The organism is Pseudomonas juntendi (assembly GCF_021560075.1).
GTDB lineage: Bacteria > Pseudomonadota > Gammaproteobacteria > Pseudomonadales > Pseudomonadaceae > Aquipseudomonas > Aquipseudomonas juntendi.
Genome location: NZ_CP091088.1, coordinates 2,674,775 through 2,686,919, shown reverse-complemented (window position 1 = coordinate 2,686,919; position 12,145 = coordinate 2,674,775). Strand labels below are relative to the sequence as shown.

The 12,145-nt window shown below is 54.8% G+C and carries 7 protein-coding genes; all 7 read right to left on the bottom strand.

Annotated elements, in window-relative coordinates:
• Positions 1 to 62: 62 nt before the first annotated feature.
• The 7 genes from L1P09_RS12530 to L1P09_RS12500 all read right to left on the bottom strand — a co-directional run bounded on the left by L1P09_RS12530 (position 63) and on the right by L1P09_RS12500 (position 11,639).
• Positions 63 to 2,330, bottom strand: coding sequence for a hypothetical protein (locus tag L1P09_RS12530; protein ID WP_119369887.1), 2,268 nt, complete (start codon positions 2,328 to 2,330; stop codon positions 63 to 65).
• Between the two features lie 134 nt (positions 2,331 to 2,464).
• Entirely contained in the window at positions 2,465 to 3,322 is an 858-nt protein-coding gene (locus L1P09_RS12525) for a TIR domain-containing protein (protein WP_119369886.1), read from the bottom strand.
• 74 nt (positions 3,323 to 3,396) lie between these two features.
• Positions 3,397 to 3,963: an SLOG domain-containing protein gene (locus tag L1P09_RS12520; protein WP_119369885.1), complete on the bottom strand. Its 567-nt coding sequence runs from the start codon at positions 3,961 to 3,963 to the stop codon at positions 3,397 to 3,399.
• Positions 3,964 to 3,965: 2 nt separating this feature from the next.
• A complete protein-coding gene (locus tag L1P09_RS12515; RefSeq protein ID WP_119369884.1) occupies positions 3,966 to 5,108 on the bottom strand; it encodes a toll/interleukin-1 receptor domain-containing protein in 1,143 nt (380 codons plus the stop codon).
• An 81-nt stretch (positions 5,109 to 5,189) separates the two neighbouring features.
• Positions 5,190 to 6,806 carry a CBASS cGAMP-activated phospholipase gene (locus L1P09_RS12510; RefSeq protein WP_119369883.1) on the bottom strand — a complete coding sequence of 539 codons (1,617 nt, stop codon included), beginning with the start codon at positions 6,804 to 6,806 and terminating at the stop codon, positions 5,190 to 5,192.
• 61 nt (positions 6,807 to 6,867) lie between these two features.
• Positions 6,868 to 7,467 (bottom strand): TIR domain-containing protein, encoded by a 600-nt coding sequence (locus tag L1P09_RS12505; RefSeq protein WP_119369882.1) that lies wholly within the window; start codon positions 7,465 to 7,467, stop codon positions 6,868 to 6,870.
• A gap of 395 nt (positions 7,468 to 7,862) precedes the next feature.
• Positions 7,863 to 11,639 (bottom strand): YobI family P-loop NTPase, encoded by a 3,777-nt coding sequence (locus tag L1P09_RS12500; protein ID WP_119369881.1) that lies wholly within the window; start codon positions 11,637 to 11,639, stop codon positions 7,863 to 7,865.
• Between the last annotated feature and the right edge of the window lie 506 nt (positions 11,640 to 12,145).

Genomic DNA, 12,145 nt, shown 5'->3' with positions numbered 1-12,145 from the left:
GGTTGGGCAGGACAAGCCTGTATCGTCTGTTTGCGTGGCGCAGCTGACCATTGCTGTCCTGGTCATCCGCGAATGCCTTGCCCGGCCAGCTCCGAGTTAGGAGTGTCTACCAGGACATCGGAGCGAACCTCGCTGCCATTCAGTTCAGCTGGCTGATCGTTTTGATGTTTAGTCGAAGCGACGTCAACACCCTCCTCCGTACTAACGGGGAGATCGCTGAAATAGCAGCTCGGTGCTTGCGGGTCTTTGATCTGCGGTACGCCATATGCCTGAAGCTTCCGGAGACTTACTGTCTCAAGATCATTCGGAATACCAAGGTCGCTGTACTCTTCTCCAGGGCGCTGGTAGGGCGAGTCAAAATCGCCCATCTGACGTGCGGGAAGGGCACCATCGACATCACCAAACCGGTACCACAGGTACCTCGCGAAGGCTTTGAATACCCGCCTAAGCGTGGCGTTTTCGTACCAGTACTCAAAAAGCTGTTCCAGGAGGACATCGATCTCCTCAACCTGTGGTATCGACTCAAATGAACGGACAATCAACAGCGCCGTACGCCAAGACAGCGCGTGGTAGGACAGCCGGGTGCTGCCAGTACTGTCGAATGCGATCCAGTACAAGTCGTTGTCAGCCCAGATGACCTTGATGTGCGCAGCGAGCACGAGCTCCTCGGGAGTCAGCCCTTCATCGATCGCTCGTTCCAATGCCACCCGGGTCGCGCCCCATCCGCTCATGATGTAAATCTGTTGAATCAGGGGAAGCGTTCCATGCGGCCAATCGTACCTGTACACAAGTTCTACGGCCTTTTGCTTCGCACGCTCCTCTCGCGTTATCCGATTCTCTGAATCGCCCCCAGCGGGCTCGACCTGATACTTGTCATTGTCGAACACAGTGTCTGGATCGAATGCATAGAAAGCGAACTCGTCATCAGCGTCCTTCAGGTACTCACTGTCCCTTTGGGATTTGTCTTCACGCGCTTTCGTGGTGCCGTACAGTTCTAGCTCGGCCAATTCCGCTGCGAGGTTTGGGTCGAAGTCGGCATCCTCCGAATACGGTATGTCCCCCATACCTATTGAGCCATCATCTTCAATCTGGTCGAGGTAGAACACATCAACGTCGCGGGAATCAGACAACGCACCAGACACCGGCTCGTCGGCCAGGAAGCGGCTCAATGGTTTTGCGGAGACGTCTACCTCGGCCTCCAGGTCTGGCTCCGCAGGGAGATCTATATGTACTTTTTGGGTGCTGTCGACTGGTGAAGACGGCCACGGGGAAGGATCCGGCGTGCCGAGAGTGTGACCTTGCTTATTGCCATCATTATCGGGCGAATTAACCGTCGAATCCACCTGGGCGCCCGCGTTGTGGTTTTGTGTATTGGCATCGCTTTTAGGCGAGTTAACCCCCGCTGGATTTAAGCTGAGCCGGCGCTTGGGTTCCTCCGTGCCAGTTGCTCGATGCAGCTGTTGTGCGTTGTCAACACCATCTACTTCACGGCCATTTGGTCGAATGGCCGAGTCCACCCGGCCGCTTGCGTTGCGGGTCTGTGTACTGGCATCGCGATTAGGCGAGTTAACCCCCGCTGGGTTTAAGCTGAGCCGGCGTTTGGGCTCCTTCGTGCCATTCGCTCGATACAGCTGTTCCCCACTGCCGACGCCATCCGCCTCACGATCATTCGGTCTAGCGGTCGGCTCCACCCGGACACTCGCGCTGTCAGTCTGAAAATGCCGAGACTCTAAGGTCTCGTCGTCCAGAGGAGCGAATTGGCGCGCATTCTCCTGGATGAAATCCAAATCGGCTGCGCTTGGGTTGTGATGGTCTGGGCTCATAGTGCGATCAAGGACGAACGCACCTTGCTGACGCCGAATTCTATCAGCTGATTGTATCGCCCTAGCCCCTTCTACGGGACGGTGCTGTAGTGTGTAGACCCGCCCCAACAGGGTCAAATAATCCGGGTCTTCCCCCTCTTTCAGCGCAGTCAGAAGCAAGCGCTCCGCGGCTTGCAGGTCAGCAGCGGCGACAAGGGTGGTGAGCTCTCTCAAAAGCGAGCCCTTGTTCTTACCTGGTCGCGTAGATACCACCTGGCTAACCTGCCGCTCGTTGCGCAACTCCAGGAGGCGCTTCTGAAGCCGATTGATTACGCCTTGTCGCGCAGAGATTTCTCTGATCACTGACTTTAAGGCCGTATCGTCAGACAATTGAAGGTGTGCGGCGAGCCCTACTAGCTCACTGTCTCTAACAAGCCCTTCGAATAGCGACTGGATTGCAGCCTCGCGAGAACCTTGCTCAGAAGCCATGTAGTCCCGGAGGTCGTTTATCAGTTGATCGCAATCCATTGCTCAATTCCCACTCTATCGCAGCACAAAACTGGGATGCACGATTCACTTTAGCCGATCTTGGCGAATCAAGTTAAGCGAATATTTCACTCGATACCATAAGGATCCGGCTACCCCTCACTCTCGCCTCAAGGCTAATCTATTAATGCAAAGTCAACTGCCCTTTCGGAAAATGCTTCCTCAAGTTCGTATTGGTAATAGAGTGAATCAAGATAAAAGCCTCCTCGATAACGCGTATGCAGGAAGTGCTCCCTCAACTCTTCACCTGTGATCGTGGGAAGATGACCGGAGTCTGCGTCAAATCCAAAGACAGCAGATCTCGCAAGATGAAATACACTCTGCATGCAATCTTCAGCAACACGAAACTTACTGGGCTTCGACAACCGTTTTCTAGAGGGCTTTCTACTACGCACCCGCGCACTGAAAGACAGTTCCGAATAGATCCAAGGAGACAGTGTCAGCATTCTGCCATTCTCCTGCCCTTGCTGCCTTATCGGAACAGATTGCTTCGTATTCAAAAAAACGAAGCACTCGGTATCATCGATCATTCTATTAAGCTCAGTCGTCAGCAGCATATGCACAGCTGCTGACGCCAAATCACACTTTCTGTGCGAGAAATATTTCTGATCGCCAACGACTTCGGAGTCAGAGTACTTCTCATTCACAACGTCTAAAACAGCGTCCACAGATCCCCACACGCATGAGTCAATGAAGACCTTCACGTCTCGCCTTTCCATCGCGATAGCGAATTTTATCGCGTTGTCTTCATCCCTGTGGGAATGAGAGAGAAAAATGTGAGCCTTCTTCGCTGGAAATAGTATGTCCGCGAGTCCCTTGGCATCGAGAACATCATGGCCTTGTAGTCTAGTCACTACGAATTCTGCCAGATCCTGGATATTGAGGTTGCGTGCGCGCGCTTTGTATTCATCTACCTCCTTTTTCGACACGCGCTCCAGTGGCTGGAAGTTTTCGAGCTCAAATCCGAGATACATGATATTCCTTGACCATATTGATTACACGCCTTGACCCATTCGCGACTTTCGGAGGCCAATCCTCCTCCGTGCGATTAAACTGGCAAATAACGATTGAAGAGCGTGGCAAAGTCTATGTCATCTAGCTCCGGCCCATCAAAGTAGCCTTTGTCACGAGCGAGATTAAGCGCTGCACCGCCTGGGGCGGCAACTGGGAGAATGAAAGCCTGAGGATTGAACCGCTTGAATATCTCGTATTCGACCTCAACACCATCCATGCCACCAATGAATACAGCCCCAATCAAATCCTCACGGGAGAGCATCTCCTCCCGCATTAGTTGCAAACTAGCTTGAATATCGCCGGGCACGGAATCGGTATAAACTACGTTATCAAACAGTTGGTTCTCTTCAGGGTAGCGCCCTTCGAAAAAGCGGCTTTGATACAGAACAACAGACTCTGTGTATTCAACCCCTAGGTCTTCACAGATGCTCCAAATCATTGGGGTAATGGCAGGATGGCCACCCCATACAATCTTGTGCCGGCGAACGGTAGCGATGGCCATCTCGCGAACGGCGCACTGGATCAGAAACGGGTCAGCGGTCTCGTAGTACTGTCCTCGTCCGACTACAGGGATACTTGCTGAGAGGAAAATCGCGCCCATTTCTATGCACTCCAGTCTGCAAATTGCCAGGCCGCTTCACTTGCTTTAACCCAGCGCGTCGCCCGAATGTGCTGGCCCAGCCAGTCCAGATGATTCATCCACTGGGGATGCAGGCCTACATGGTCATAGAGTATGGCCACGGACTCATCAGGTGAGTTCAATGAAGCTTCGTGCATAGTCGTGGAGGTCGGCACTCCGACGGTTGGATAAACCACCACCATTCGATCATCAGGTAGACGTACCTGAATCCCGCGGCCGGCGCCCATGCCGATCACCTCTCCCCCAATGGTCTCAATGCCGTTCCGCAGGTTGCTGACTAGGTTAACGGTTCGAACCGCATGACTTTTGCTGCGAACCTCTTCAAGCTGAAGGCAGATCCGGTCAATCGCGTGATCGCTAATCCGTCCTGTGGCAACATCTAGCTCGCTCGCGTCAAGCTCAGCCAAGCTTGCAGTGCCCAGTCGAGTAGAGCGCTGGGCTTCAGGCCATCCTACGCGAAGGACGCTGATACCCTTGGCAAGCGCCCTTCCGAATTCGGCTGCTGTCCATCGACTGTTGAAGTAGTCCGGCGTGTCGAGCATCAAGAGCACGTCAGAGTCGCAAAGCCGATGCCACAGCATGGTCTGGAAATCTTCTGCCGGCGCTATGCTATGGGTATCTAGGAACACATCGAAATGCCTGGCAGACAACGCGTCGAACATCTGCAGGGCAGCTTGCCGAGCCTCGTCGCGCCGATAGCTGACAAACACTCGGCGTTGCTTCGGAAGCAGACCTGCGCACTCCAAAAGCGCAGCAGCTACCCGCTTCGCCCCACCGTTTCGGTACGCCAAGCAGTTCAATGGCCTTAGGATTTCCGGAATTTCCGTCGCGACTCGACCAAGGTCGGACACGACGGGCACAACAGGCACGCCGCCACGCAGCAGGCTTGGCAGGCTGGGATGGTCAGCGCCCGCACCACCGAAAAATACGACGGCGGCCGACCGTTGCTGATGAGGAGTGAAAGCAGCAGGAGCTATTTCCCAGCCAACTTCATGGCCCAACCTCAAGCCAAACATTGAAACCGCATCGGCTACGGCGGCTTCAAGCTCAGAGAGTTGCTCAGCCGAGGGCGCTCCCAAGACAGCGAGCTGATAGATGAATGACATGACCGCCTCGCAATCAGGGTCGATGAAACGTCAGTAACCAAACGGGTGCCAGGTGACTATCTCCCAAGCGCCCATGCCGTCTTAGAAGCGCTCCCACGGATCAACATGCTGGCCGTCAAAGAATCTGGAGCGCACCTCGGCGAAGTGCTCCATGGCCGCTTCATTTCCGCGTTGCGCCATCTCCTGGATAGCCTCGGCGTCATCCATCTTGATTTCGTCAGGAGTCTGCTGGTTGACACGCACATGACGTGTCGGCCCCAGGAAGCTCTGCGCGAGTACCAGGGCGCCATGTTCTTGAGCGGCAAAAAAGAGATCTACGCTGTGAGGTGCCCAACCCGCCTTCCCTTTTCCGAGCTGGTCGGTGAAGTCGCTTTCACTGCTCAGTGTGCCAATGCTCAGCACATCGATCCTATCCAGAGGGATCTTCAGGTATCGAACCGCTTCAGCCAGCGCCGGAAGGATGGGGTTATTGGCCCAGACGCCACCATCGAGGAACGTCTCCAACGCGACAGGCCCATTGAAGGTAACTTCATCAAAATAGGTAGGGGCTGCGGAGGACGCCAGTGCAGCGTCGACCGCTGAGATATCCCGGTAAGCAGTGCGATCTGGGCTATGTGGGGTGACAATTGCCTCTGCCTGACCTTGCTTGGCCCTGACAGTCGGAACCACCAAGCGGCAGCGTGAATCTGCGGCCAGCGTTTTGTCCCCGTACACCTCAGTCAACAGACTACGGAGCGTGGCTGAGTCATGTTTGGACTTGAGCCAGTGCCGAAGCTTCCGATCCTTCGGAAAAATCTGAGGGCCCTTTTTCTCATAAAAATCTAGGATTTCACGTGGCTTCAAACCCATGGCGAGCCCAATGGCCAGAATCGCGCCCGTGGACGTACCGGCCACCAGGTCGAAATGCGAAACGAGGTCGTTACCACCGCCCGCCTTCAGCATGTCGTCCCACTTGGCCAAGACTGCCGCCGTGAAGGTGCCCCTGAGCCCTCCACCGTCGAGCGCCAAAATGCGAAAATTCCGGCCGCGAGAAACGTTACGCCGAGTAAGCGGTAGATTCATCAACTGGTCGACAATCAGCTTTACGATCTGGTCAGCTGACGTGCTCTCAGCAATAGTCCGGTTCACATCTTCAGACAGGCCATTTCGCAGGCGGGACAACAGCGAAGGATAGTCTTCGAGATAACCGGCGATTGCCCCGCCAAAGCCCGCAACTACAAACCCTGGCTTGCCAAGCTCCAGCATCGCATCTAGTTCATTGGGAACGCCCGCCTTTGCCTTGTTGACGTCCCACCAGGCACCACCCACGCAGACGACGACGTCGGAACGATCAGCCATCCAATCACGCATCGGAGTCAGGCCGTCTCCGGCTAAGCCATCGCTGTTATCGGCTGGTACGATTTCTACACAGGCAAATGTCCTTTGCTCTTCGATTTCAGCCGTGTACTGCTCGGTGGAGTAGCTCTTAGCCCTCACCAGGGTCAGCGCCCCCTTGCTACCACCTGCCTGGATGAAGTTTTCTGCAGCTTTGCGCAGCGGCTCGGTAAAAGACGGGTGACTTCCATGGACGATAGAGCCCCCCTCACTGAAGACCTTCGCTGCCAATTTCTGCACAAACTCGGCGATGTCCGCTTGCAGTTCTTTGTTTGAACCGGATAGGTGAACTCTGACGCCGGCCAGGCGCTGGGTGGCTGCCATGTGTGATCCTGAATGCACTGGGATATGAATTGTTGCGGGCAGTAGGCTTAATGCCGTGCTGTCAACGACCGGCTAGGCCAGCTGCGGTTTCGATCCACCCCGCGATGTTTTCACGGCCATTCTGAGCCGCGAAGTCATATCTCATGCAGTGTTTGGACAGCTGGATAACCGAGCTGCTGGTAGGAGCGTCAAACCACAGATCAGAGGCAGGAATGGCGGAGGCGTAGTCCGAGTACTTCACCCACTTGCCGTCTTTTCGCTCCGCGAAGTAAATCTTGTCGTTGGCGAGGTAGACACCCACCTCAGCCAGTGGGTCTGTGCCTTTCACGCCAAGCACCTGTTTGTCATTCCTGATGCCGTGGATATCAACAGTGAGTAGCCCATTCCCCTTCAAAACACTGCGTACGATCTCATACCTCACCCACCGCCTGGCAGCGGTGTACTGGCCGGCCAGTACACACGTCACAGAGGTGTTCTTCAGACCCTCGCGAAGAAAAGCCTTCAGCGCGTCATCTCCTTCCTTCTTGGAAGCTTCGAACACACTGCCGTCAAAGAATCCATCCGCCTCTCGATCTTTACCGATATCCCAGCATTTCCTGACGTTAAAGACTCGCCACACGTCTTCCTGGTAGTGGAAGGAGAAAAACGTTCTACGCGCCATCCTTTGCTCCGATTCGTTGAGATCCCTCCATGCCCACCTCTGGAGCGATTGCGCTCGCTCTGGCGGAAAATGCCGATGATTGACCTGTAAGGCACGTCACTAGGCATTGAGAGGGTTAGAAGCAGGCAAGGTTACACCAAGCAGTAGCGCATGACATCACTATGATGGCAAAAGCGAAGTTGCAAAGGTCGGAGGCAACTCAGACTGGACAGGGAAGCGTCTGGGCTTGCTCAGTCACACCCCGCCGGTGACGGTACCATCGCAACTCTCAATTCAACCTGGCAAAGCGGCCTTTGAGCCTACAGCGCGTTTAGGCTGTGGATTCAGCGAGCCGCTCTGGCTGCCAGACGTAGGCGCCTTGTAAAGGGGACAAGATGACGAGCTACACCTCGGGCTCAGTTGCGTTTGCTCCAAACCACAATCCGCTTGGCTTCAGGTTTAACGGCCCCCACAAAACCTCTTGCAGCGAGGGCATCGATCAGTCGGCGATCTGCATCATGAGCCGGGAAGTTCACGCGCCGTTTTTTGAGTAAGGCCAGATAATCCTCGCCGGCGAGCGGCATCACGACAACAGCTTCCAGCCAACTGCAGCCCATCGAGAGCGCATGGATCAGCATGTGGATCCTCTGCTCTCTAGAGAGCGCTCCGTCCGGGAGCAGCTTCAGCATCGTCGGGAGGTATGCCGTCGGGAACCTCAATCCGTCTCTGGTCGCGCGATCACACGCTCTAGCCAATGCTTCAACGGCACCTTCGCATGTGTCATAGGCATCTCCGGGAATGCCCGACCACATCTCAATTTCTTCAACTGTTGAGCACACATCTGCGTTGCTCAGCTCAAGGGCCAACGACACCGGTAATGCCGACATGTCCATCTGTTCACGGGCAAGGCTCCATCGGCGGATGAGGTAGGTGCCTAGATACGCGAAGGCATGTTCGGCAATGAACGCCCTGATGTCTTCCCGGTACTCGACCATGTCACTATTGACGAACATGCTCCACCGGTTGCGAGGCGTCGCGGTGTCCATGACAACCCCTGGGCTCAACACGACCTTCGAGAAAAGCGTGCGAAGGGTTGCATTGTCGACTTGCGGCGCGCGGATGAGGAATGTCTGCAAGACATCGTTGCGTTTCGCGTCATTCCATAATTCTTCAGCCAGGTCTTGAGCATTGTGCTTCAGAAAATCAACGAATGTAGCCAGTGCCGACTCACCCAAATCGACGAAGCCTTCGGATTCTTTATCAGGTAGAAGCGCACGATTGAAGTACGTCCAAGCCGCATCACCAACAGCGTGAACACGTCCCGCCATCAGGATCTTCGCCCATAACGAAGTCGGTACCGCGTCAAGGTCAGCCACGCTGCAAGTTGTCTGTTCGAGCAATACCTCCAGTGTGTAGGGTTCGCTCTGGCAAAGTCCGAACAAGGCCACGAGCGATTCTGGTGTCTCTTCGAGCGCCCCCTCTTGGCTTACGAGTTGCGCCACGAAACCGTCCGGATCCTCCTCGATCATGCTGTCCAGGCCAGTGAGTTCCAGTTTGCTGAGCCGATGGTACGTGACCCTATCGCTGTGATTCCCTGGATCCAGCGTCTGGCAGAGCAACTGGAGCATTTTAAGGTTCAATGCCAAGCAACCCCATTCCACCATTTGCCGCAGATCTGCGGCCGTGGCACTCGCATCAAGGCTGGAGAATTGTGCCGGCAGCTCCCTGACCCACCTCCATCCGCTCTGATTACTCGCAAGCTTCGCGGCAATAACCGACGCCTCACGAAGCTCACTGATGGCCTTCCTCAGTACGCGAGGCTTATCGTCGAGCGTTTGCATCTCCTTCGGTGCCAGAACATCCAGAAGCGCAACGAGGTACTGCTGACGCAAGACGGGGGCTTTAAACCGATCATGGTTCAGCAGCAAAGGGATGAGGTCGCGATCTGCGCCATACATGGCTCTCATAAGTGCCGTGGCTTGCCACCGAGGAGTAATCGATGCAACGGCCTCGGCGAATCGCTCCGTGTAATCATGACCACTTCGGAGGATCATGCGAAGCTTGTCCTTCCTGGCAACCGCGTCATCCTTGTGCATATGCAAAAGCTCTTGGATGAGATCAACCATGATGCCGCGCCCATCAGCTACCGAATCCAGATCCAGCTTTCTGACCACAAGCTCCGGATTATGTATTGGGGTGGTTACATCGTACTCCTCACCCCGAACCAGTCCCATGATGAGGTTCTTGTCAGATTGGGTGAGTGAGCCCTCATAGAAATAGCCGAGGTAATCGACATAATCAGTGTCGAAAAAACCGCGGTGAACCAAAAAGACTATAAGCTCCAACCCCTTCAGACGCTTCGCCACTTCACTGCCGTACCCCATGGATACGATCTGTCGGAAACCCGCTGTTTTGAGACGCTGCACCTTGCTACGGTTCGTTTCAAGTTGCTCATCCAGCTCATCAAGCGAGGTCTGGAAGCGTTTCAGGCGCTCATCGTATCGAGCCTGCTGTAACGCCTTTCTAGTCTGGAACCCCTGCCCGCCTTCGCTCCAGGGGGATGGTGTCATCATTACCGCCGTCCTAGACGCCTCAACCTGGGAAAAAGCGGAGTCAGAAACAAAGTCGATTAGCGAAAAAGTGGCACCTGTATCGAGTCGAACCTGGCTTGCAGTGGGTTTATTCCCAAGTTTGATAAGCTCGTACCAGACACAGGTACGCAGTTGTTGCAGGTTGTCAGCCACCTCGTCCTCGCGCCTAACGCGCTGATCTTTGAGGGTTTTAGCTGCCGTTTCGAGCAGCTTGGCTTCGGCTGTTACCCACGCCGCATAGCCCTCGATGACCCCATAGATCGCGCCCCTTCGCTTGACCAAGTCAGCATAGGCATTAGGGTGTAGGTTTCGAATAGCAACCATGGCAAAAAGCTTGTTGGGATCTAGCTCCAGTCCGTCCTTGGCCAGTACATTTGCGTAGACGTCATACTCGTTGACGATGTTCTTGATCAGCCGCATTTCGTCAATGTAGTAGCAAACCGTCTCAATGAGCTTGAGGTTCAAGCCATCATCCAGTGGTTTGCCGGCCACCTGCCGCGCCTTCATGAGCTCGACCAGCTTTTCCCTGGAGTTCTCGGAGTTAATCACAGGGATGATGGGGATGATGAGGTCGAAGAACTTCGTCTTGTCCGTGACCGTGAACAGCTCGTCACGGATGGCGTAGACGAAATGGACAGAACGCCTGACCTGAGGTGATCGCTGGATGATGAAGTTGATCTCTCGCAGCCTGAAGAAGATATCCTGAATGTCAAAGCGATCCAGGTCTTCAATGACCACTACGTTGATATCACTGCGCTCGAAGCAATAGATGATCTCGTCGACGTTCTTATGAAGCACCGAACCATGGTGAGTCGCCTCAAGCTTGCCTCCCTTGAGAGTCAGACCATCGATAGTGAACAGGGACATGAACCTCAACCCCGAGTACAAGAGATAGACAGCACCAATGGCCACGCCAGCCAGTGCTGCAGACTCGGGAACAACCATCAAGCCCTCGAGCAGCCATTCCAGCGACACGGTTTTTATCATCGCGAGCTTCGGCACATAGAGCCTCAAAGCGCAGACGGCAAGCAGACTAAACCCGAAGGTGCGCATGCTGATACTGAAGGTTGAGGCCTGGGCAATCCGCTTCAGGCGAGTCTTGGGGACTTTCGCTGCGGGCACCGCATAGAGCAGTTGCTGGACGATGGTCTCTTCAATGCGATTGACTAGGTCGACATCGCCTGGTGTGTTCTCGCCCTCATTAGCAGCCGGCCCGTCAGGTTCCGAGTCAGGCTCAGAAGGTTGACCACTCGGCTGAGGTGTCAAACCCGAGGTGGGTTTGCTGAAGGTCGCTAGAGACACATAGGTGTGGTTGAACTGTGGATGATTGTTGAAGAACGTCTTCAGCACGCTGCTCTTACCGGCGCCATAGCTACCTGTGAGCGCGATGTTCAGAACATCGGGGTTTTCCAGGGCACGTAGCAGCTCGCGTTCATACCGAGCCGATCGGCCATCCGTGACAATGATGGGGGTCAACGGCTCAAAGAAAGGATCAACGTTGCCGCCCTGACGCTGGGTGGACAGCACTCTCCACGCAGCTTTCCCTCCAACCACAACTGCTTCGCACGCCAGCCCTAAGCGATTTTTGATAGCTCCCAGCATCTACCCGATTCCATGCAATGGCCTTCCGTGTCCCGCTGAGCAGGCGAATGACCGCTAATAATCCAATCGATGCAGCAGTGACGCTGCGCCAAAATCCAATAGCGGCTATATGCCATATTCGACGGGTAAACACCACGAAAGCACCGATGGCGGAGACAGGTACGAAGCACCGACACCCAAAGCTCACAGCTCCAGATCTCCACCAAGCACTTAAGGATTTGAAGGGCAGATCTGCGAGTGCATGCTTCTGCGAGCACATCAGACTTTCTGGGCATCGTAGGGCTGCAGTAAAAACCTTAGCCTCCTTGGCAACGTTCTAGTCGACAAATTTCCCGGCCGCTGCCCGAGGAGTACGTCGAGAACAAAATGACCATTAGGGCGATTTGGCCGGTAAAGCTAGGGTGGCGTGAATTACTTCTGGTGCCATAACTCCTTAACAATGCCAGCATGACGCCGTATAGATCCGAAGGGGTTCACCTGCTGTCCTGAGTGATTGCGCTGGTGAA